The sequence below is a fragment of the Vampirovibrio sp. genome (assembly GCF_041737375.1).
GTDB lineage: Bacteria > Cyanobacteriota > Vampirovibrionia > Vampirovibrionales > Vampirovibrionaceae > Vampirovibrio.
This window is the reverse complement of sequence record NZ_JBGSRV010000018.1, coordinates 211,084-232,217: the sequence shown is the minus strand read 5'-3', so window position 1 is coordinate 232,217 and position 21,134 is coordinate 211,084. Positions and strand designations below refer to the sequence as shown.

Sequence of the window (21,134 nt, the reverse complement as noted above, 5' to 3'; positions counted from 1 at the left end):
TCCAGGCTCTCTCAGCCTGTGCCGGGTTTTCAAAACCAGCAAACTACCGCTAACTCACCCCTTTCAGCTTCTCGTAAAGAGCCAATGGTTATTCGCAAAGCGGCTGCGCTTCATCCAAAAGCAAGAACTTCCGTAAAAGTAAGCGCTCAGCGTAACAATCGGGATTTTGGCGCTCAATCGGATGTGTATTTTACCCGGCTGACGCTGGCTCGCTTTATACCTCCCCCGATGGAAGAAAAGCAGTATGACGCCGCCGTTTTAAAACAATTTCCGGTTATTATGGTGGCCCAAAAAAGCCTGAAAAAATCCAGTGAGTTGATGAGAGCGGTTTTTGTGCTGGCCTTGAGCGGAGAAGAGGTTGATCCCAAAGCATTAAAAAAAATTGAGGCTTATTTGAACGGGATTCCCGAATCATGCCTGCTAAAACTCTCTGAGCAAACTGAAATTTTCCGGCCCATTCGACAATGGGATGATATTGTCCATAATTTGAGAAGTTTGGTGGGCATTCCGGGCTCGATAGCCTCGTCGATGGGGTTAGTCCCCTCGTCTGAAGCGCTAAAGTCCAAGCCCAGGATACCATTGAGAGATCTGATGCTTGAGTATAGCCGGTTTTTATTAAGTCCTACCACCCATCAGGCTGATGTGGCTTACTGGGATTTGCGAATCCTGCAGGCGGACCTGAGAGATCGTTTGGCTGTGCTGAAACAATGGGCGGAAATGCAAAAATAACCCATTCAAAAGGAATTAAAAGGGAGGCTATCAATCAATAGCCTCCCTTTTCGGTGTTTGAAAAGATCGTTTATTTGGCCAGCACCGGCACGCCCAGTTTTTTGGCAATGGTTTCGCCCATTTCAGCGGGGCTAACCACCACGGTAATGCCAGCGGCTTCCAGCACTTTCATTTTTTCGGCGGCGGTGCCTTTGCCCCCGGAAATAATGGCTCCGGCATGGCCCATGCGCTTTCCGGTTGGGGCGGTTTGGCCCGCAATGAAGCACACAATGGGCTTGGTCACATGTTTTTTGGCAAACTCGGCGGCTTCCTCTTCAGCGGTGCCCCCAATTTCGCCAATCATCATAATGGCCTTGGTTTCAGGGTCCGCTTCAAACAGGGTCAGGGCGTCAATAAAGTTGGTGCCGTTAATGGGGTCCCCACCAATGCCAATGCAGGTGGATTGCCCAATGCCACGCTGGGTCAGCTGATCCACCGCTTCATAGGTTAGCGTTCCAGAGCGGGAAACCACGCCCACCGGGCCTTTTTTGTGAATAGGGCCGGGCATAATGCCAATTTTAGCCAGCTCGGGAGAAATAACCCCGGGGCAGTTGGGGCCAATCAAGCGGGTATTGGGGAAATCCCGCATAAACTGCTTGACCTTCATCATGTCATTCACCGGAATGCCTTCGGTGATGCAAATCACCAGCTCAATGCCAGCGGCAGTGGCTTCCATCACCGCGTCAGCGGCGAATGGGGGCGGTACAAAAATCATGGTGGCGTTGGCCCCGGTGGCCTCACGGGCTTCCAGCACGGTGTTGAATACCGGAATCTGCTTGCCATCCAGTGTCACGCTGGTGCCGCCCTTGCCGGGGGTAACCCCGCCCACCAGATTGGTGCCATACTTCATGCAGCCTTCCGCATGAAAAGACCCTTCTTTCCCGGTAATGCCCTGTACGAGTAGTTTGGTGTTCTTATCAACTAAAACTGCCATTTTGCGTTTCCTTCTAAAAATTATGCGACCTCAATATTTAAATTATTTGTTTCTGGTTTGAGTGAAAATTTATCTATAGCTGCACTGTCGATTTCTTGTACAGAATTTGCTAAAAAATTTAGATAGTCTTGAATAGTTTCTATAGAAAGGTCTAGTTTTTGACCTATCTCATAATTTTTAGATTTTGTTTTTTTAAGGTAGATGTTATTGATTACGCCTCTGTTGTGGATAATAAGGTTCCGTATTTCTATAATTTCAATGGCTTTAAGGATTTCTGCTTGGGACTGAAAAAGAATCAGACCAAATTTACTCTTCAAATAAAGAGCTAATTCTTTTAATCCTTGGTAAGAAAGCTCGTGAACTTTTTTTTCCGCAATTGTTATTAGCAGGTCATCCATAGATGAATGGTGCAAGATGGTTTCAATAGTTATTTGCTCATTTGACTTCAGCATTTCTGGTTTTGATTTGAAGATCAAGAAAAGTAATTCTGAAATATAGGCTAAATAATTGTCTACGCCTCGAGAAAGCATTAATTCCCTGATGAAAATATTATAGGATCCAAGCTTTACTAAGACTGGATGAGCTTTTTCACTCTTCATGTCTACTTCATAGTCGTCATAATTTATTTCTTTATCAACTAAAGGATTAAACTCTAATGTTTTTTTTGCAATTTGGGTGGTTCGGTCAATATGGACAGCCATAGATGCTATATAAAAAGCAAAATCAATAATCTTCCCTTGCTCAGAAAAAAATTTTGAGCAAGGGAGAGTACAAGAATCAGGCTTTGTTATTATGAACCGTGTAAAAGACATTGTTCTGTTAAGCGACAGGCTGCTTCAGGAAGCTGGCCACTTTGCTGGCGGCGGCTTCCAGGGTTTCTTCAACGGCGTATTGAATGCCGGAATCGGCCAGAATTTGCTTGCCCTGATCCACGTTGGTGCCTTTCATGCGGATGACCAGCGGTAAGCGCATTTCCAGCTTGCGGGCGGCTTTAACCACGCCTTCAGCCAGTTTGTCGCAACGCAGGATGCCGCCGAAAATGTTGATAAACACCACTTCCACGGTTTCATCCGATAGCAAAATACGGAAGGCGTTTTCCAGCGCTTCATCGGTGGCGCTGCCGCCCACATCCAAAAAGTTGGCCGGTGCGGCGCCGTATTGCTTAATGATGTCCATGGTGGCCATCGCCAGACCGGCGCCGTTCACCAGACAGCCCACGTTGCCTTCCAGCTTGATGTAGTTCAGGTTATAGCGAGAGGCTTCCACTTCCAGCGGATCTTCCTCATCCAAATCCCGGTAGGACACAATGTCGGCATGGCGGAACAGGGCGTTGGAATCAAAGTCCACTTTGGCATCCAGGGCAAACACCCGGTTGTCGGTGGTCACTACCAGTGGGTTGATTTCCACCATGGCGCAATCGGCTTCCATAAACACTTTGTACAGGTTCATGATTAGCTTCAGGGCGTCTTTCATGCCTTCTTGTGGAATATCCAGGGCGTAGGCGATTTTGCGGGCCTGATAAGCCTGCAAGCCGATCACCGGATGGATGAACTCCTTGATGATTCGCTCTGGCGTTTTTTCGGCCACTTCCTCAATATCCATGCCGCCGTCCTGAGAGGCCATAATCACCGGGCGAGCGGTGGCCCGATCCAGCACGATGCTGATGTACAACTCACGGGCAATGGAAGAGGCTTCTTCCACCAGCACGGATTTCACTTTTTTGCCTTCCGGGCCAGTTTGATGAGTGATGAGTTGCATGCCGATAATTTGCTTGGCCGCTTCGCGTACCCCATCCAGAGAATCCACTACTTTGACGCCGCCGCCCTTGCCCCGTCCACCGGCGTGAATTTGGGCTTTCACTACATAGCGGTTGTCTTTGGTTTTTAAAATTTGTGCCACCTGAACGGCTTCATCGGCATTAAAAGCCACTTGGCCGTCGGGAACGGGAATGTTGTACTTGCGAAACAGCTCTTTGGCCTGATACTCATGGATCTTCATGGGTAAACCTCTCTCTAAAGGGAAAACAAAACTGAACGCCTGAAAGTCAATCCGTGAGGATGACTTTCAGACAATGCTCAAACTCAAAAGTTAAAGAATGAGAAAAGACGAGGGAATTACTTCTCGTCTTTTTCCTCTTCGGTAAACTCGCTCAGGTCAATCATAACCCCGGCTTCTTCATCATCCATGTTGTCGATGAAGGCAACCACTTTTTCAAACTCTTCTTCATCTTCAATGGCTTCATACACTTCCTGGCCATCTTCGTAAGTGATGCGCATGACCACCACTTCTTCTTCTTCGCTCTCTTCACCCTCGACGGCGTCTTTTTCAGCGCCCTCTTCAGCTTCGTCGGCCTCATCGGGCTGGTTGCCCTTGTAGATCAGTAGAGCGTACTCCTGGCCATCTACTTCCAGTTCGCTGACTTTTTCAAAGACATGAACTTGTCCGTCTTCATCAGTGGTTTCGATAATATCGGTTTCACTGTAGTTACCGTTTTCGGTAGCACGTCCGTTTTCAATCATTTGAACTGATTCCTTTTTTAACTGTGTGTTTTATGGTGTGGATGGTTTTCTAAGGGAAGTACGCCCAATCAGCTGAGTGGCTGAGCGCTTGCTTGAACCTTGCCTGAGGTCAGCTTATTTTGAAGCTCATTTTAGGTCATGGGAAAGTCTAACACAAAAGCCGCCAAACAAGGCCCTATATTGCGAAACAGGCGCAAATCGCCAACGTGGATGAGCATCCCGTCAGAAGCCGCAAAGCCCCGAGCTGGAGAATGGAGGGGCATTGAATGGAGGCGCGTTGAAACAAATTCAAACGCCTTGAAACTCGTTTGAACGATTCAATCAGCCCGCCTAAATGGCTTTGGGCAAGGGGGTGGGGGAATCAAGCTGGGCGGTCTCTTCGGTAACCGGCTCCAGCGGGGCGAACAACCAGAACGGGACATCACTTAAGCGTTGCACGGTTTGCACGGCAGGCAGGCTGCGCTGAATGATTTTACCGTACCCTTTTTGGCGAACCCGGGGATCCAGAATGGCCACCAGTCCTTTATCATGACCCGTTCGGATGAGTCGGCCAAAGCCCTGCTTGAGCTTAATGACCGCCTGAGGCAGTACATATTGCCCAAACCAGTCGTCGCCTCGGGCCTTAATGTAATCCACCACCGCCTGATTGACCGGATCTCCGGGCGGGGAGAAGGGGATTTTATCCATAATTACACAGCTTAAGGATTCACCGGGTACATCAATGCCCTCCCAAAAGGTGGAGGTGGCGAAGATGACGCTGTTGGGGGTTTCCTTGAACCACTCAATCAAGCGGTTTCGGGGCATTTCGCCTTGCACCTTGCAGGGAAACGGCAAGCGGGGAATCAGGGCGTCACTCACCCGCCGCATGGCCTGATTGCTGGTAAACAACACAAAGGCTCGGCCTTGTGAGAGGTGCAAAATGTCGGCGATTTCCTCAGTAATGGCAATGTTGAACAGGTCGCTATTGGGGTCTGGCAGGTGAGAAGGCAGGTACAACACGCATTGATCTTCGTAGTTAAACGGGCTGGGCAACACCATGTCTTCCGATTCCTCAATGCCCAAATCCTTGCGAATAAAGGCCAGGTTGTTATTCACCGCAAGTGTGGCGCTGGTTAAAATGCCCGTTTTTTCCTGCCAAAGCTGGGTTCCCATAATTTCTGAAATATTCAGCGGGGTGGATTTCAACTCGTAGTAAAGGCGATCCTTATCCACCTCCACCCAATTGACCCGTTGCTTGGAGAAGGGATCTTCCTCTAAAAAATATTCCCAGCGGGCAATCAGCCCTTGCAGCTGTTTAATCAGCTTTTCCCGCTGAACCTTGGCCTTGTCCATATCCAGTTCCGATTCAAACAGATCCGGGCGGATGATGGTGAGTTGCTTGACGTCCATGCCTACCAGCCACTGTTCCAGCTCCTGCAGCACAAAAATGTGTTTTTTCACGATGTACAGAAACAGATCATCCGGGTAAAGCCGAAACACGCTGTTTTCGGAACGAAACAGCCATTCAAAAATGGCCGATTCCGACTCTACGATTTGGTGATGAAAATGCTCGGGCAGGGGTTGTAAGCGCCGGTGAATTTTTTGCAACAGCTTTTGGGTGGCGAACTTGCCAATGCGAACCGTAAAGGCCCCCAAGGCGTAATGCTTCAGCTGGTGGGCCTCATCAAAAATGACCACATCATGAGGCGGCAGAAGGCTTTGGGCCGCCGATAAATCCTGCAAATACAGGGCATGGTTGGCAATCAGCACATCCGCCTGATCCAAATCCTCTCGGGCTTGGCGATAGGGGTTTTGATCATAAAACCGGCAACGCCTGCCCAGGCAATCTTCCGAATCGGATCGAATTTCCTTCCACAGTTCGGGCGGAATGGAAAACTCCAAGTCTGCGATATCCCCGTTCCAGCCGCCTTGTAGCTCCGATTTGAGGTAGTTGATGTGCAAAAACTCGGAGGAATTGCTTTTTACCTGTCGTTCCAGCTCGGTTAGCTTTTGAATGCACAGGTAGTTGCCCCGCCCTTTTACCAGCTTGACGTTCAGGTTTTCCAGTCCGGCGGCTTTGGCCAGAAAGGGAATGTCTTTTTGCAGCAGTTGCTCCTGCAAGGCAATGGTAGCCGTGGAAATGGCCACCGGCTTTTTTTTGCCCTCGGCATCCAGCCGATCCTGAAACAGAGCCGGGATGAGATAGCCAAAGGACTTGCCCGAGCCGGTTCCCGCTTCCACCACCAGGGTTTGCTTTAAAGCGATGCTTTGCGCCACCCTGGAAACCATCAGTTCCTGGGCTTTGCGGGGTTCATAGTTGCTGAATTGCCGCAAAATCTCGAAATATTTATCCAGAATGTTCATGAGGGGGGACCGGGACACTCTCTAACAGGGGCATTTAAAAACTCGAATCACAACTCGAAAAAATGTTCGCTTTGCTAAGATAGCACTTTTGGAAGGCCTTGTCTTGCGCCGCTCAGACATGAGCTTTTCATGAGGCGACGCTCTTTTTCTCCTGCGGGTGAATGAGGCCGCTGGGGGGCTGCCTTCCTCCTTTCTGGAAAAGACGTTAAAATAGAGGCGGTCCCCATACAGGAAGCCCCAATAAAGGCGGCCCTGTGAGCGGGCCGATTGAGGATACAGAGAGTGAGCCGGGAATTCCCCCCAAAGGGTTTATGATCAAGGCGCATCGCATCACCCGTGACAATTTGGAAGCCCTGAGAGGTATTTACGGCCGTTTTTGTGAAAAGGCGGTGCCTGAGTATCAATGGGCACGTGAACCGGTGGGTTTTGAGGACTTGGGACTGGCCATTGCGGAACGGGTGCTGTTTGGCTACTGGGTGGAAGATACGGCTGTGACAGAGCCAATTGCCCTGATGCTTTACCGTCAGGAAGCGCATCGGGCGTTGGAAATTAACGTGATTCATGTGGAAATCGATGATCTCAAAACGGTGCTGGATCGGCTGATGCGCATGTTTATAGAAGACAATCGGGAGCGGCCCGGTTGGGAGGTGGTGAGCTACGCCATGCTGGGACGGCAGGCGGCGTTGATTCGCACCATTACCTGGTATGGCTTTAAGCCGGTGGGTCAAGCGGTTTTAAATATGGATTTAACCGATGCCATCAGCATTCAGATTTTTCAGCAGCAGCAATTTGCGCTGCCCGGAGCAGAATACACCCTGGATTGCTGGCAACCGCAATACGCGGGCGCGGTGGCTGAATGTATCCATGCCGCTTTTGAAAAGGCCACCGATGGGCTTTGGGACCCTCGCTTCAAATCTTTAACCGGCACCCGCCAGGTGGTTGGATTGATTACTGCCGATGGCATGGGCCAGTTTTTACCGGCCTGCACCAGTATTCTGCTTAAAAACAATCAGCCCGTGGGGTTTTGCTTTTTAATTGAAGATTCCCTGATGCAGGCCCATATTCCTTTAATTGGCCTGCACCCGGATGAAAAGCGCCAGAACCTGGGTAATGCCCTGTTAAAAGACTGTTTGAGCCGTACCATTGCAGAGATGGTGGCGGGCCACAATTCCATTTTAAAAGTGAATGCCACCACCGATACCGACAATATCCGGGCCATTAAAATGTATCGGCGCATGGGCTTTAAAGAAATTGACAATTACCCCCACGTTTACTTGACCCGTGAGAAGCTGCTTGCCTTTCAGCCGGGCAAATGGTGCTAGAAAGGCCTGCCATGTCTCAATTTCAGGATTTGAATACCCGCATAAAGCTGAACCCCGAAACCTACTTCAAGTACGACGGGGGAGAAAAAATTCTGCTGAAAAACATCTACTCGGAAGAAGGGCTGAGCATTAAGTATGACATTATGCTCATTCTGTACGAATTGATTCACTGGAAAACGGTGAATGAACTGCTGGAGCCTTGGCCGCCGGATGATCAGCAAAAAATTCTGGCCCATCTGGATATGCTGTACGACAGCCGTATTGTGATTACCAGTGAGGCCGAATCGGCCACGGTGCCTGAAAGCGGGCTGTCAGAGAACTTGGGTAAATCCATCCATATTAACGTAGAAAATCACCACGCCATGCTGCGTGATTATGTACGGATGGCCGCTTATCGCAGGGCCATTGAACGGGCGGTGACCCCTCAAACCATTGCCCTGGATTTGGGGTGCGGGTCAGGGATTTTGTCTTTCTTTACCGCCAAGGCGGGCGCTCAAAAAGTGTACGCCATTGAACGCCGATCCGATATTATCTATTTGGCCTCGGAGCTGGCCAAGGCCAATGGGCTGGATGCTCAAATCGAGTTTCTGGAAGGGGCCTCCAGTCATATTAAGGAAGAACGCTTATCGCCCAAGCCAAACTTGCTGGTGGCCGAAATTCTGGGCAACGGCATTCTGGAAGAGAACGTGCTGGAGTTTACGCTGGATGCCCGTCGTCGCTTTTTAGCCCCGGGGGCCAAAATGATCCCGGCTCAACTGGATATTTACTTTTTTGCCTTTGATACCGGGCTTATTCAAAGCCGTAAAGAGGAAGTGGACGAGTTCAAGGACTTGTACGGCTTTGATTTCAGACTGTTGGGGCAAGTGCTTTGCAGCAAAGCCACCACCCGCATGGATCGCTACAGCCCCATGGTGCATAAAACCATGAGCCAGCCGGTGCTGGTAAAATCGCTGGATTTTATGACCCTGAATGAAACCGCCTTTGCCAACCGCTTTGAGTTGGTGGCCCTGGAAGATGGGCAAATTACCAGCTTTTGCGGCTACTTTAAAGCGCATCTGGATGAAGAAACCATGCTTACCAATTCCCCCTGGGCGCCGCCCACCCATTGGACGCACCTGATTTACACCCTGCCCGCCCCCCGCCCGGTGAAAAAAGGGGAAACCGTATCTATGGAAGTGTTATATGATGGCGCTTTACGGGTTCAGTTGATGGATTAAATGCCTTGAGCCAGAGGGTTTTATGGAAGGCTGGCCTTTTTAGGTGGCTTTGCCTAAAATAGCAATCAAGGGGTGCCAACCGATGGTTGGCCTGACAAAACCGTGGTTTAACGTGTTGGAGGGAGGCGCTGATGGCAGCATTATCAAAACCCGTGGCCGGGAAAGGCTTTAATAAAGTGGTGCAGTCTTATGAGGAGGCGCTACAGGGCTTTCAGGATGACCTAACGGTCATGGTGGGCGGGTTTGGCCTGTGTGGCATCCCGGAAGGCTTGATTCAGGCCGTTTGCGATTTGAAGGTGAAGGGGCTGACCTGTATTTCCAACAACGCCGGGGTGGATGGCTTTGGGCTGGGTTTGTGGCTGGAAAAACGCCAGATTGCCACCATGATTGCCTCTTATGTGGGCGAAAACGCTTTGTTTGAACAGTTGTACCTGTCGGGGGAAATGAAGGTGATTTTAACCCCGCAAGGCACACTGGCTGAAAAAATTCGGGCGGGTGGGGCGGGCATTCCGGCCTTTTACACCGCCACCGGGGCTGGTACCCTGATTGCGGAAGGCAAGGACACCCGTGAGTTCGAGGGACGCCTGTACGTTTTGGAACCGGCCTTAAAAGCTGACTTTTCGCTGGTGAAGGCTTGGAAAGCGGATACCATGGGCAATTTAATTTACCGCAAAACGGCCATGAACTTTAACCCTATGATGGCCACCGCCGGAAACATTACAGTGGCCGAGGTGGAAGAGATTGTGCCGCCCGGAACGCTGGACCCCAACCAGATTCACACCCCCGGCATTTATGTGGATCGGGTGATTCAGGGTTCGTTTGAGAAGCGCATCGAGCAGCGTACGGTTCGTAACTAGCTGAAACGACAGGCGTTGGCCGGGATGAACTGTCCTTTGCCCGCCATTACGCTGGTATTGCCCCTTCATAAGCCCGTTAAATCCCGTTAAAATCCCATTAAAAATCACCGTGAATGAATGAGGTTTGAGATTCCATGGCACTGACCCGAGAGCAAATTGCCCAGCGCATCGCCCAGGAGTTGCGAGATGGCTACTATGTCAATCTGGGCATTGGCATTCCCACTTTGGTGGCCAACTATATTCCCCCAGGCATTGAAGTGCTGTTTCAGTCTGAAAACGGATTGCTGGGCATGGGAGAATTTCCGACTGAAGCTGAGGTAGACCCGGATTTGATTAACGCGGGCAAGCAAACGGTCACTGCGGTGACGGGGGCCTGTTACTTTTCATCGGCTGAAAGTTTTGCCATGATTCGGGGCGGGCATGTGGATTTAACCGTGCTGGGCGCTTTTGAGGTGGATCAGGCCGGAAGTCTGGCCTCCTGGATGATTCCCGGCAAGCTGGTAAAAGGCATGGGCGGGGCCATGGATCTGGTGGCCGGGGCCGAAAACATTATTGTGGCAATGGCCCATGCCAACAAGGCCGGAGAATCCAAAATTTTGAAACGCTGCGCCTTACCGGTTACCGGGGTGCGCTGCGTCAAAACAGTGGTTACCGATTTGGCCGTTCTGGAGCTGGTAGACGGGCGCTTTCATTTGCTGGAGCGGGCCCCCGGCGTTTCGGTGGCGGAAATTCAGCGGCTGACCGAGGCCGATTTGGTGATTGGGGCCGAGGTACCGGAAATGGTTTTATAGATTAATTTGGCTTTGTCAAATACCAAAAACCCGGCCATTAATGAAAAGTTACTAAATCGAATCTACAAAGTCATTGATTTTTCGGCCTTCATTTCACTATACTAACTTAACTGCCCTGACAAACCGAGGCTTTTGAACGGATCATTCAATTATTAAAATATGATTGGTTGGTTATTAAAGTGGTTTTCTGGTTTCAGCGCTTGAAACGACCGATGGCAGGGGTTATGTCAACTCAGGCACCATGGCAAGTCGTATGAGACAGGCAATGAATCATCGCTATTGGCGCGGCTGATTTAAATTCAGTATAGATATGGATGTTTTCGGAGGAATACTGAAGGGATGGACTTGAAGCAGGGTGATCTGGAAAATATCATTCTTAATGCGCTCTGGGATTTAGAGGGTGATGGGAACGACCATATTTTCGTAGGCGATATTCAGGAAAAAATTAAATCCCCCAGCAAAAAATGGGCGTACACCACGGTGAAAACGGTGCTGGATCGCTTGGTGGATAAAGAGATCGCCATTCGTGAAAAGGATGGGAAGAAGTACTTATACCGTTCCGTGGTTAATCGGGATGAAGCGGGCATTTTGGCTTTGAAAAAAGTGGTTCGCCAGTATTTTAAAAATGATATCAGCGAATTGGTGACCTGCCTGAACAAGTTGAACGGCACAGAAACCAGCCCAGAATCTAGTATCGTTGCCGAACGCAAAATTGCCGCTCAGCAATTGCAAGAAACCCGCAAGGGTATCGTTGCCCGGTAGCCTTTGACGCCTCTTAATCCGCTCTCAATGCCCGGTAGACATAGCCCATTTGCACAAAGCTTTTGCATAGCGCACAGTGCTTCCTATTAATGTGCTTTAACGTGTGCAAGGCCCTTGAACCCCATCAAAAAGCCAACTCCCAAATTGATAAACCAGCCATCAAGTTAATAAGACAAATGGTCACGGTTCCAAATCTCTGCCGGTAATGTCCAGCTTTTGGATTGCTGGCGGTTTTGGGTATCCTGATTAATGGCTTGCTTGGAAGCGCCCGGTGGGCAGTTCAGAGCGCCATCGCAGTCATCAGGCGGTTTAATGTAGCGGTAATGCTGAATGACATCAGACACCCCCACCGGCGGTTTATCCGTGGGCGTGGGGCCAAGTTGCACATCGCCCACCGCATCCAGCCAGGCCGGGGCTATCAACACGTTTTTGGTGGAATCGTAATGATACTTTTCCTTACCCGTTAGTCGGGATAAACTTCTGGTTTTCCCGAAAAAAGGCGTAAACTGTATATCGCCCTGAGGGGTTGCTTGCCAGCTTCCCACCCATCGGCCCAGTGGGGTTTCATTATCAATGAGCAAGCCTGTGGGGTGTAAATAGTATTGCCGAGTCTGTGTGGTGCCACCGTTGCGGCTGGTGTCTACCCGGATATCTAGTTTCCGGTTTTTTAACAAGGGAAGCAGTCCCCGTAAATAGTGCGCTTCCGCTTGCCCATTGGGAGCGAAGGCCACCACCGGCTGGCGGTTGGAAACATTGGTGGCCAAGCCGTCTACCGCTTCGATATGGGCTTCATTCAGGGCGGTGGCAATGCGGTTCAAGTCTTTCTCACCGTAGTCAAACCAGCCACTATGGCCCGCTTCCAGATAAACCCTGGCCCCGGCCTGTTGATACAGCTTGATTAATTCCTTGATGACCCGAATGCGATCAGCGTAAATGCGCTGGGCTTCCTCGCTGTTGTTTTGATCTCGCCGGTATTGAACCGCCAGCGGAATGCTATCGGGTTCCAGATAAACCACCGGGTGGATGCCGCTACTTTGGTGGAATTGCTGAATTAAACGCGCGTTTAGGCGGTTGTCGGCCAAATAGTCCGCATAGGATTTAAACCCACCTTCCGAGGCTTGCCCCAAGTCCCGCAGGGGAATGGCGTAAACCACCAGTTCCGGGATTTGCCGGGCATTGGCCGCTGCTTTCAGGGTTTTGGTCAACAGGGGTACATTGGCCCCCACCTGTTTGTATTGATCCAGCCAAATGGCATGCGGTTGGCCGTAAAGCCGGTAGCTATTGCTCCAGATGGGCGCAAATATCGTCATGGATTTGGGTAACTCCGACCAGGTCCACCCCAGCAGCAGAAACAGGGCCGAAAACCCGAAAATAAGCAGGATCGGCTTCATGGGGCCTAACCTCATGAACCGCTGAGCTGGATGTGGTAAGCGTAAGCAATCAGCACTCCAAAAACGGCCCCGGCAATGACTTCCACCGGGGTGTGTCCCAGCAGCTCCCGCAGGCGATCCGGCACATGATCCGGGCGGTGAATATATAAATCTTCGGTAATACGGTTGAGAATGCCTGCCATTTTACCGGCGGCCCGCCGCAATCCGGCGGCGTCATACATTACAATGGCGGCCAAGGCGAAGGCTACCGCAAAGGTGGTGGAGCGATAACCGTCGATTAAGCCGACGCTGGTGGCAACACTGGCCACCAGTGCGCTGTGCGAGCTGGGCATACCACCCGTATGTACCAGCAGGCGAAAATCGACCGGCTTTTGAAAGACCAGATTGACCCCGCACTTGAGCAGCTGAGCCCCCAAGGCAGCCGTTACGGCCACGGCCATCACTTCTAAACTGGTGCCAGCGATACTCATTGAAGGGGTGTCCCAACCGATTGTTTTACCATCACGCGCTCTAATCCATGGGTTGATCGATACATAGTTTTTGGGGGATGTTCCGGGATCTTTTAATGAATGCGGTTGGCGATAAAGCCCACCAGCGTTTTTAAAGCTTTACTATCATACCCTGATGGCATCCCGGCTGTCTCCTCCAGTAACGTGAAGGCTTCCTGAGACAGCTGATCCACCTGTTTTCGAGAGGCTTCCACCCCGAAAAATGCAGGGTAGGTTGCTTTTTCCTGAAGTTGATCTTTACCCGCCGTCTTGCCCAGTGCTTCTGAGGAAGAGGCAATATCCAGCAAGTCATCCACAATCTGGAAAGCCAAGCCTAATTTTTGACCCAAAGTAACAAAACGGTCCACCACAAAGTCTGGCGCTCCGGCCAGTTTGGCCCCGGCCCCCATGCTAAACCGGAACAGGGCGCCGGTTTTATACACATGGATGTATTCCAGAATTTCCTGATTGAAGGGCTGACCTTCATACAAAATGTCGACGAATTGCCCGTTTACCAGCCCTCGGATGCTGGTTACATCCGAAAAATCACCAATCACAGAAAGCAGGCGCTGGGGGCTAACTGATCCATCCAGCGGGGTTTCCTTGGAAATGATGCCAAAGGCTAGCGCAATCAAGGCGTCTCCGGCCAAAACGGCGGTAGATTCCCCAAAGGCCTTATGCACACTGGGCTTGCCACGCCGCATGTCATCATTATCCATGCAGGGTAAATCGTCATGAATCAGGCTTTGGGCGTGAATCAATTCAATGGCGCAGGCGGTGGGCAGTACGGTGTTTTCCTGGCCCCCACATGCTTTGCACACTTCCATGGCTAGCACCGAGCGAATCCGCTTTCCGCCATCCAGGGTGCCATAACGCATGGCTTCCCATAGGCCGTTGGCTTGTGGGGAGGGATCATAGGCCTGTTTGTCTAAAAAACGCTCCAACGATTGATTAACCCGCAGAATCGAGCTTGCAAACAGCGCTTCATAACTGTTGTCTGGCTCTGCGGGAGGAGACGGGGGCTGAGACTGAGGCTGAGATAGCGGCATTTGCATGATTTTAGCGAAACCAAATGATGAGCGGAACGGGATTTATAAAAAACATTTTACCGCTTAATCGGTTTCTGACTCCTGTACTTCTTCTTCAAGAGATTCCTCCGCCTGATCGTGCTGCTCCAGCAAGCTGACCTGTTGGCGCACGGTACGGCGGGAAGCGTCCCGGTTTTTTTCTTTCAGGCGTAAAATACGAAGGGCGTCCTTGCCCTTGCGATCCAGTTGCTTGTAGCCAAATTCTTCCTTTTGGCTGCTCACGCTGGCGGCTTCCTTATACAGGCGGGATTCGGCCAGCATGTTCAGGTAACTTTGATAGCGGGTTCCGTTGATTACGGCCTCATCGGCCCGCACCGCGCAACCTTCCTCGTCTACATGCAAGCAATCGGAAAAGCTGCAATGCGGGCGTAACTCGGCAAAGTCCCGAAACACTTCCTGCAGGCGATCGGGCAGTACATAGTTGAATTTGAGGTTGCTAAAGCCCGGCGTATCAGCAATCAGGGTGTCCGGCTCTTCTTCAAACAGGGTCAATAACTCCACATGGCGGGTGGTATGCTGGCCACGGGATATTTTCTCGGAGACTTCCCCCACCCGCAGCCGAAGATGCTGATTGAGGGTGTTTAAAAGCGATGATTTTCCGCTGCCGCTGGGGCCAGCCAGCACACTGATTTTATGTTTGGTCAAGGCCCGAAGCGCATCCAGCGATTCCGGCTTTTTCACCGAGGTGAAGAAGACCTGATAGCCCAGCCCATCGGCGTACAGGGTCTGGATGTTGGCTAAATCCGTTTCTGTTTGGGCCAAATCGGCTTTGCTGATGCACAGAATGGGCGTCAGACCGGCCAGTTCAATATGGGTCAGATAGCGGTCCATCTGGTGGGGGTCAAATTCCGGCTCTTTCAGGGAGTAAACCACAATCACCTGATCCACGTTGGCCAGCTTGGGGCGGGTAATGGCGTTTTTACGGGCCAGCACCCGGTTAATGCGGGCCGTTTTACTGGGTAAATGAACGCTATCCAGCTCCACAAAGTCTCCCACCAGAGGTTCAGTGCCTTCTTTTTTGATGATGCCCCGCAAGGCGCACTCATACAGAACCCCTTCGGCTTCCACATAGTAGAAGTTGGAGTGATACTTTCGCAAGCGTCCGGTCAAGGGGTGTTCAGCGGTCAAGGGGCAGCGCCTCCACTGGCTCAAAGGTTTGTATGATCGATTCAAAACGGTTCAGGCTGGCCAAATGCTGGCTAGAAAGCCCGTAAGTGAGGCATTGGGTGTAGTAACGCCTTAAGGTTTCTTCAGTCAGTCCGCTGCTGGCTTGAGCGGTTTGCAGGCCCTGATTGAAGATGTCGGGGTCCCTGAAAAATTCGTCTCGGGCTGCTTGCAGGTCGGTGTTGATTGCTTGCAGCCTTTCGGGGTTGGCTTCTGCCCAGGTTCGGTTGGCCACCCATACCGCAAACACAAAAGGGAGGCCCGTTTTTTCCCGCCACAGGGTGGATAAATCGTAGCAGTAGTATGGCTGAGTCTGCTGGCTGAGGCTGGCCTTCATCATCAGGGCATTGTCCCCGATAATCAGGGCGTTTCCGGTTTGGCGCAACGTTTCCGGGTAGTGGGCGGCTTCATACACTTGAAACCGGGAACGCAAATCGTGGCCGGTGGCTGCTTGCAACAGGTAGGCCAGCAGCATAACAGAGGTTTCAGAATCGTTAGGCACCTGAATGGAGTCCAACGCCAGCAGCTCCGGCCCCAAGGAGGTTCGGGATAAAAACAGCACGCTTTCCACCGCCCCAGGCGAGCTGACCGATAAATCGTCCAACAAAACCAGTTGCTCCTGATTTCGCAAATAGTAGGCGCTGGACACTGGCGAAATATCCAGCGTTCCGGTGCGCATCATGGCGTTTAGCCGTGCCGGTACTTCATAAACCAGCGTCACATCGTTGTTGGGGCAAAAATTAGCGTAAATGGGAATGGTATTGACGAATGAAATGGCCCCCAACCGGATGGGTTGGCTGCTGACGTTATACGGTATGTTCGTCATACACACGAATGATGTTATACACAGTGTCTCGTTCCACCGGGATTTTGCCCGCCTTGCGAATCATATTCACCAACTCGGCCTGGGTCAGGGCTTGAGACGTATCTGTACCCGCCGCATGAGCGATTTTTTCCTGCACCACGGTGCCGTCAATATCATCCACCCCAAAGCTCAGGCTGACTTGGGAGAGTTTTTCGCCGATATGAATCCAGAAAGACTTGATGTGAGGCACGTTGTCCAGCAAAATCCGGCTGATGGCAAAGTTTTTGAGGTTTTCTACCCCGGTCAGGGCGTTGTCGGCATCAACCGCATTGTTGTCGTAGTAGCAGTTCAGGGGAATAAAGGTCATGAAACCGCCTGTTTTATCCTGTTGCTCCCGAATGGCCAGTATGTGGTCAATGCGCTCTTCGGGGGTTTCACCCAGGCCCGCCAGCAGGGTGGCGTTGCTTTGCATGCCCATTTGGTGGGCCAATCCGTGAATCCGCAACCATTCTGAAGCGGGAATTTTGTCCACGCAAACCAGTTCCCGAACCCGCTCGGCAAACACTTCCGCGCCACCACCGGGTAAGGACCCCAGGCCCGCTTCTTTTAAAATGACCAGCACTTCTTCCACTGGAATGCCTTCCAGCTTGGCGATGTAGTCCAGTTCCACCGCAGTTAGACCTTTAATGTGGACATGCGGAAAGTGTTTTTTTAAGGCCACAAACAAATCCCGGTAGTAGCTCAGGCCCTGTTGATCATAGAGGCCAGACACCACGTGAAACTCGGTCAAGGTGTCTTTCATGGGGTACTTGTTGACCATTTCCACCACGTCATCCACGCTCATTACATACGCAAAAGGGGATTTGGGTCCTTTTTTAAACGAGCAGAACCGGCAGTTGGCCTCGCAAATATTGGTGGGGTTAATGTGGAAATTATGCACCCAGTAAACGTAGTCCCGCACATCGGCAGGGGTTCGGGTCACACGGGCGGTATCCGCCAAAATGCCAATGGAAAGCAGATCTTCACAATGGTAAATCTCAATCGCTTCTTCACGGGTAATGCGTTCCCCTTCCAGAATTTTGTGATAGAAACGGCTCAGGGGGTTGGACGGGCGAGTGATGTAGTCTTCAACCAGTGCTGGGGCCATGGGGATTTCCTCCGCGAATGAAGTGAGCAGCGTGACGATTTGTCCACACACTATCTTCTAATAAATGCCACTATCCCGCAAGTTCTCAGCGGACGCTAACTCGGGGAACCTCCTTTTCCTTCTTGCCCAACTTGCCCAAAAAGCCCCTCCGAAACAACGGAGAGGCTTTGAAGCGGTATTGATGAAAACGATAGGGGGGTTACGCGGATAGATTTAACCCGGAAATACTGGGTTTTTGAGGGCCAGTGGTGGGGTTGAGCTGAATGGGCGGTTTTTGGTGTTCCGCGTTTTTGATGGCCGGTTTTTTAGCGGCTTGACCGGTTTTGTGAATAGCTTGGTTCCCGTTGGATACTTGCATGTGATTGCCCCCATGATTACTATTAATTGTTGGTACTAAATTTCGCTGATTTTACTTGAGTGTCCCTGTTTGCATAAAAACAGAATTGACTGAATTGGTTCCATTATTGTATTTAAATTTAATAATTAAATTGAGGCTTGGCGAGTCGCTATTCGCTAGGCGCTGGTTGATTCAAACTTTAAACTTTTTTTAATTAAAAGATTAATTAAAAACAAAAACTCCCCGCAATGCCGGGGAGTTTTATAAGTGCGTTGGATTGGGAAATCGCTTAAAAACCAGTCATGGAACCCGGAACACCATAAGTGCTATTGCTATAGGCTGCCGGGTCTATATTGGCAGGGCTGCTTGCCGCACTACTACCCCCTGCGGCTTCACTTTGGGCGGATTTTTCACCAGCCTTGGCCCCGAAGTAAGCTACCGCACCCCCCAAACCTATGCTAATCCCAGCGTTCACCAAAGTAGTGGGGCTTGTCATTATTTCCTTAAATGTTTTAGGCGCAAGCTTTATTCCCGATGTTACTATTTTCTTTGTTTCTTCCAAGGTAAAACCACTTTTTTGAAAGTTTTCTGCCTGCTTTTTTGAGAGGCCCAATTTGGTCAGTTCATCTAAACTAGGTTTTGCTTTTTCGGCCGCTTCTTTGGCCGCTTTCTCGGAGGCTTCTGTGGTGGTTTTTGCTGCCGCTTCTTTGGCTGCCTTTTCAGAAGCTTCCTTCGCGGTTTTTTCGGCGGCTTCTTTTGCAGCTTCCTGAGATGTTTTTTGAGCTGCTTGCTGGGTGGTGTTGCTGGCCGAATTCAGGCCCAGTTTGCTGCCCGCGCTGATATCCACTGGGTCTTTTGGTTTAACCGTTTTGCTGGCCGCACTTTTAGCGGACTGACCGGCCCCTTGTTTGGCCGCGGTGCTGGTTGCGCCTTTTGAAGCCGCTTTGCTGGCCCCTGAACCCAATAATTTGCCTACTGCTGCAAATGCCATATTAAAATCCCCCCATAAATACATCGTTTCTGAATTTAAAATGCTAAAAATAATATTCGGTTTTCAGAATCCCTACAACCTGCCTGTTTCCCTTATAAACCCATCCCCTACGACAGCCCATCCTGTTCTGTTTGCATGAAAACAATGAATCGGGATTTTGGCCGTTATTGTTAACTATTTTTAACAATGTTTGTTTTATAAATTTAAAATGAGCGGCTACAGCACTTCAATTTCAGAGTGATCGGCCAGTAAATACTTGTGGCTTTGCTGACTGAGCGGAGACTTGATAATGCGACATCCCTTGCCCAGCAAGCTTTGCTCAATTTTGCCGGGTACCGATTCAATCACGCATTCTTCCAGCAACACGCTGTTCTCCACCCGGCAGTCAATCAACCGGCATCCATTGCCCAGGCTGGTATAGGGGCCAATTTGGGTGTTTTCCAGATAGCAGTTTTCCCCAATCATGGCAGGCCCGCTGACCTGTACATTTTTTAAAACAGACCCGGCACCAACTTGCACGGCCCCCCGCAAGCTGGAAGCGGCGTCCACCTCTCCCTGAATGCGGGCTTGGGCGTATTCTCCCAATACCACGGTATTGGCCGCCAGCAGGTCATCTTTTTTGCCGGTGTCCAGCCACCAGCCTTCATGCACCCGAGAATGCACCATTCGACCGTCTTCAATCATGCGCTGAATGGCGTCTGTAATCTCCAGTTCGCCCCGCCAGCTGGGCTGAATGTTGGCAATGGCCTCAAAAATATGATGGGTAAACAAGTACACCCCCACCAGCGCCAAATCCGATTTCGGCACTTTGGGCTTTTCCACCAGTTGCCGAACCTGCCCGCAGGCGTCTAGCTCGGCCACCCCAAAGGATGAGGGGTTGGAAACCTGCTTGAGCAAAATGGAGGCATGGTAGCCCGCTTTTTTAAAATCGGCGATATGACTGCCTAAATCGGCGTTGATCAGGTTATCGCCCAGGTACATAATAAAATCATCGTCTCCCAGATAGTGCCGGGCGATTTTAACCGCATGGGCCAAGCCCGCTGGCTCGATTTGCAGGATGTAGGTAATACGGGTATCCGGCTTCAGCCATACTTGTAGGGACTCTTCAACGTCTTTGCCGGTTTCCGGGCTGATAATAACCCCAAAATCCCGGATGCCCGCCTGATACAGGCTATCCATGGCGTAATATAAAATAGGCTTGTTGGCCACTGGCACCAGTTGTTTGGCCATTGCATAAGTCAGCGGGCGCAGGCGGGTTCCTTTTCCGCCTGCCAGAATCAGGGCTTTCATTGCAGATTGTCCAGGTTGTGGGGACATGGTCCGTGGATCCCTTTCCAGAAGTCATACAGGGCCATTACTTCAATGCGGGTGGATACCCGACGCTCCGCCTTGTTGCTGAACCCGGATTTTACAACGGATCGCAACAGACGGAAAGCGGTGTACAGGGCAATGGTTAACTTTTGCAGGGCATTGGCCCTTTGAAATAAAAGCCGAAGCCGGTTGCGGTGAAAGTAATACTGGGTGAGCCTGCTTTTTTTGCCGGTGGTGGCCCCTTCTTTATGGTAAACAATCGATTTTGTGCTGAGGGTTAGCCGAAAGCCATGTTGGGCAAAGCGAAAAGAGGCTTCCCCGTCTTCAAAGTACAGAAAAAACCGTTCATCCAGCAAGCCCGCCGCCCGAAAGGCCTGAAAGGGAATCAACATACTGGCCCCGGTCAGGGTTTCAACCGGCATGCCGTCCTTAACGCCTTGTTCCGGGTAGCCTCGGGTGCGGCCTGTCCACAGGTTAAAGCGGGTGCCAGCCTGTTGGTAGCTGCCATCGGGGTATAGCATCAGCGATCCGGCCACCCCGCCGGTGCGGCGAGCTTCTTCTACCAAAGCGCTTAAGCTGTCCGGCTCCACGGTGGTGTCGTTGTTCAGCAGCCAGATATACCCATGCGCCCGATCGCCCACCTCCGCCAATACGGCCTGAATGCCCAGATTGTTGCCATAACTGAACCCGCCGTTGCGAGGCGCCTCAATGAGCCGAAAGCTTCCGGGCTGGCTGGCCAGTCTGCTTTTCAGGCGATCCACCGAATTGTCGGGAGAATCGTTATCCACCACCACAATGCGGTAGTTGGGATAATCCAGCAGTTTCAGGGAATCCAGACAGGCCAGTGTATCATCGGCACCCCGGTAGTTTAAAAGCAGGATATAAACCGGGAGGGTCAC

At 51.0% G+C, this 21,134-nt stretch carries 21 protein-coding genes; 6 read left to right on the top strand and 15 right to left on the bottom strand.

Translation table 11 applies throughout. The features are described 5' to 3' along the window. Positions 1-84: 84 nt before the first annotated feature. Complete coding sequence (locus ACEW81_RS12505) at positions 85-729, top strand: hypothetical protein (protein WP_373533323.1); 645 nt, start codon at positions 85-87, stop codon at positions 727-729. Between the two features lie 70 nt (positions 730-799). Here the strand turns inward: ACEW81_RS12505 and sucD are convergent, their stop codons facing one another. The 5 genes from sucD to ACEW81_RS12480 all read right to left on the bottom strand — a co-directional run bounded on the left by sucD (position 800) and on the right by ACEW81_RS12480 (position 6,564). After that, entirely contained in the window at positions 800-1,702 is a 903-nt protein-coding gene (gene sucD, locus ACEW81_RS12500; protein WP_373533322.1) for a succinate--CoA ligase subunit alpha, read from the bottom strand. A gap of 20 nt (positions 1,703-1,722) precedes the next feature. Then, positions 1,723-2,514, bottom strand: a complete 792-nt coding sequence (locus tag ACEW81_RS12495; RefSeq protein WP_373533321.1) for a hypothetical protein — start codon at positions 2,512-2,514, stop codon at positions 1,723-1,725. 7 nt (positions 2,515-2,521) lie between these two features. Further along, positions 2,522-3,700, bottom strand: coding sequence for an ADP-forming succinate--CoA ligase subunit beta (sucC, locus tag ACEW81_RS12490; RefSeq protein WP_373533320.1), 1,179 nt, complete (start codon positions 3,698-3,700; stop codon positions 2,522-2,524). A gap of 116 nt (positions 3,701-3,816) precedes the next feature. Next, entirely contained in the window at positions 3,817-4,221 is a 405-nt protein-coding gene (locus ACEW81_RS12485) for a DUF1292 domain-containing protein (protein WP_373533319.1), read from the bottom strand. Positions 4,222-4,551: 330 nt separating this feature from the next. Further along, complete coding sequence (locus tag ACEW81_RS12480; protein WP_373533318.1) at positions 4,552-6,564, bottom strand: ATP-dependent DNA helicase; 2,013 nt, start codon at positions 6,562-6,564, stop codon at positions 4,552-4,554. Between the two features lie 254 nt (positions 6,565-6,818). Here ACEW81_RS12480 and ACEW81_RS12475 point away from each other — a divergent pair, with 254 nt between their 5' ends. The 5 genes from ACEW81_RS12475 to ACEW81_RS12455 all read left to right on the top strand — a co-directional run bounded on the left by ACEW81_RS12475 (position 6,819) and on the right by ACEW81_RS12455 (position 11,513). Beyond that, the gene (locus ACEW81_RS12475; RefSeq protein ID WP_373533317.1) at positions 6,819-7,886 is read left to right on the top strand and encodes a GNAT family N-acetyltransferase; all 1,068 of its coding nucleotides are present in this window, start codon (positions 6,819-6,821) and stop codon (positions 7,884-7,886) included. Positions 7,887-7,897: 11 nt separating this feature from the next. Further along, positions 7,898-9,103 (top strand): 50S ribosomal protein L11 methyltransferase, encoded by a 1,206-nt coding sequence (locus ACEW81_RS12470; protein ID WP_373533316.1) that lies wholly within the window; start codon positions 7,898-7,900, stop codon positions 9,101-9,103. A gap of 131 nt (positions 9,104-9,234) precedes the next feature. Next, positions 9,235-9,960: a CoA transferase subunit A gene (locus ACEW81_RS12465; RefSeq protein WP_373533315.1), complete on the top strand. Its 726-nt coding sequence runs from the start codon at positions 9,235-9,237 to the stop codon at positions 9,958-9,960. A 134-nt stretch (positions 9,961-10,094) separates the two neighbouring features. Continuing rightward, positions 10,095-10,751 (top strand): CoA transferase subunit B, encoded by a 657-nt coding sequence (locus ACEW81_RS12460; protein WP_373533314.1) that lies wholly within the window; start codon positions 10,095-10,097, stop codon positions 10,749-10,751. Positions 10,752-11,090: 339 nt separating this feature from the next. Beyond that, positions 11,091-11,513: a BlaI/MecI/CopY family transcriptional regulator gene (locus ACEW81_RS12455; RefSeq protein ID WP_373533313.1), complete on the top strand. Its 423-nt coding sequence runs from the start codon at positions 11,091-11,093 to the stop codon at positions 11,511-11,513. Between the two features lie 164 nt (positions 11,514-11,677). Here the strand turns inward: ACEW81_RS12455 and ACEW81_RS12450 are convergent, their stop codons facing one another. The 10 genes from ACEW81_RS12450 to ACEW81_RS12405 all read right to left on the bottom strand — a co-directional run bounded on the left by ACEW81_RS12450 (position 11,678) and on the right by ACEW81_RS12405 (position 21,134). Beyond that, positions 11,678-12,904, bottom strand: a complete 1,227-nt coding sequence (locus ACEW81_RS12450; protein ID WP_373533312.1) for a glycoside hydrolase family 6 protein — start codon at positions 12,902-12,904, stop codon at positions 11,678-11,680. 11 nt (positions 12,905-12,915) lie between these two features. Continuing rightward, complete coding sequence (locus tag ACEW81_RS12445) at positions 12,916-13,374, bottom strand: divergent PAP2 family protein (protein ID WP_373533311.1); 459 nt, start codon at positions 13,372-13,374, stop codon at positions 12,916-12,918. Positions 13,375-13,466: 92 nt separating this feature from the next. Further along, complete coding sequence (locus tag ACEW81_RS12440) at positions 13,467-14,447, bottom strand: polyprenyl synthetase family protein (RefSeq protein ID WP_373533310.1); 981 nt, start codon at positions 14,445-14,447, stop codon at positions 13,467-13,469. 57 nt (positions 14,448-14,504) lie between these two features. Continuing rightward, positions 14,505-15,608 carry a ribosome small subunit-dependent GTPase A gene (gene rsgA, locus ACEW81_RS12435; protein ID WP_373533309.1) on the bottom strand — a complete coding sequence of 368 codons (1,104 nt, stop codon included), beginning with the start codon at positions 15,606-15,608 and terminating at the stop codon, positions 14,505-14,507. Further along, positions 15,598-16,470: a menaquinone biosynthesis protein gene (locus ACEW81_RS12430; RefSeq protein WP_373533308.1), complete on the bottom strand. Its 873-nt coding sequence runs from the start codon at positions 16,468-16,470 to the stop codon at positions 15,598-15,600. Before ACEW81_RS12430 ends, rsgA begins: the two co-directional genes overlap by 11 nt. Next, complete coding sequence (locus ACEW81_RS12425) at positions 16,451-17,596, bottom strand: CofH family radical SAM protein (RefSeq protein ID WP_373533307.1); 1,146 nt, start codon at positions 17,594-17,596, stop codon at positions 16,451-16,453. The genes ACEW81_RS12430 and ACEW81_RS12425 overlap by 20 nt, the downstream gene beginning before the upstream one ends. 199 nt (positions 17,597-17,795) lie before the next feature. Further along, the gene (locus ACEW81_RS12420; protein WP_373533306.1) at positions 17,796-17,954 is read right to left on the bottom strand and encodes a hypothetical protein; all 159 of its coding nucleotides are present in this window, start codon (positions 17,952-17,954) and stop codon (positions 17,796-17,798) included. 268 nt (positions 17,955-18,222) lie between these two features. Next, on the bottom strand, positions 18,223-18,924 hold the full coding sequence (locus ACEW81_RS12415) for a hypothetical protein (protein WP_373533305.1): 702 nt from the start codon (positions 18,922-18,924) through the stop codon (positions 18,223-18,225). 216 nt (positions 18,925-19,140) lie between these two features. Next, positions 19,141-20,214: a glucose-1-phosphate thymidylyltransferase gene (locus ACEW81_RS12410; RefSeq protein WP_373533371.1), complete on the bottom strand. Its 1,074-nt coding sequence runs from the start codon at positions 20,212-20,214 to the stop codon at positions 19,141-19,143. Next, positions 20,211-21,134, bottom strand: a complete 924-nt coding sequence (locus ACEW81_RS12405) for a glycosyltransferase family 2 protein (RefSeq protein WP_373533304.1) — start codon at positions 21,132-21,134, stop codon at positions 20,211-20,213. Before ACEW81_RS12405 ends, ACEW81_RS12410 begins: the two co-directional genes overlap by 4 nt.

Bases quoted from the DNA above. Each gene is read 5' to 3' on its own strand.
- ACEW81_RS12415 (WP_373533305.1), bottom strand. From the start codon at position 18,924: ATGGCATTTGCAGCAGTAGGCAAATTATTGGGTTCAGGGGCCAGCAAA.
- ACEW81_RS12505 (WP_373533323.1), top strand. From the start codon at position 85: ATGGTTATTCGCAAAGCGGCTGCGCTTCATCCAAAAGCAAGAACTTCC.
- ACEW81_RS12425 (WP_373533307.1), bottom strand. From the start codon at position 17,596: ATGGCCCCAGCACTGGTTGAAGACTACATCACTCGCCCGTCCAACCCC.
- ACEW81_RS12460 (WP_373533314.1), top strand. From the start codon at position 10,095: ATGGCACTGACCCGAGAGCAAATTGCCCAGCGCATCGCCCAGGAGTTG.
- ACEW81_RS12445 (WP_373533311.1), bottom strand. From the start codon at position 13,374: ATGAGTATCGCTGGCACCAGTTTAGAAGTGATGGCCGTGGCCGTAACG.
- sucD (WP_373533322.1), bottom strand. From the start codon at position 1,702: ATGGCAGTTTTAGTTGATAAGAACACCAAACTACTCGTACAGGGCATT.
- ACEW81_RS12430 (WP_373533308.1), bottom strand. From the start codon at position 16,470: ATGACGAACATACCGTATAACGTCAGCAGCCAACCCATCCGGTTGGGG.
- ACEW81_RS12480 (WP_373533318.1), bottom strand. From the start codon at position 6,564: ATGAACATTCTGGATAAATATTTCGAGATTTTGCGGCAATTCAGCAAC.
- ACEW81_RS12470 (WP_373533316.1), top strand. From the start codon at position 7,898: ATGTCTCAATTTCAGGATTTGAATACCCGCATAAAGCTGAACCCCGAA.
- ACEW81_RS12495 (WP_373533321.1), bottom strand. From the start codon at position 2,514: ATGTCTTTTACACGGTTCATAATAACAAAGCCTGATTCTTGTACTCTC.
- ACEW81_RS12485 (WP_373533319.1), bottom strand. From the start codon at position 4,221: ATGATTGAAAACGGACGTGCTACCGAAAACGGTAACTACAGTGAAACC.
- ACEW81_RS12455 (WP_373533313.1), top strand. From the start codon at position 11,091: ATGGACTTGAAGCAGGGTGATCTGGAAAATATCATTCTTAATGCGCTC.
- ACEW81_RS12420 (WP_373533306.1), bottom strand. From the start codon at position 17,954: ATGCAAGTATCCAACGGGAACCAAGCTATTCACAAAACCGGTCAAGCC.
- sucC (WP_373533320.1), bottom strand. From the start codon at position 3,700: ATGAAGATCCATGAGTATCAGGCCAAAGAGCTGTTTCGCAAGTACAAC.
- ACEW81_RS12465 (WP_373533315.1), top strand. From the start codon at position 9,235: ATGGCAGCATTATCAAAACCCGTGGCCGGGAAAGGCTTTAATAAAGTG.
- ACEW81_RS12410 (WP_373533371.1), bottom strand. From the start codon at position 20,214: ATGAAAGCCCTGATTCTGGCAGGCGGAAAAGGAACCCGCCTGCGCCCG.
- ACEW81_RS12450 (WP_373533312.1), bottom strand. From the start codon at position 12,904: ATGAAGCCGATCCTGCTTATTTTCGGGTTTTCGGCCCTGTTTCTGCTG.
- ACEW81_RS12440 (WP_373533310.1), bottom strand. From the start codon at position 14,447: ATGCAAATGCCGCTATCTCAGCCTCAGTCTCAGCCCCCGTCTCCTCCC.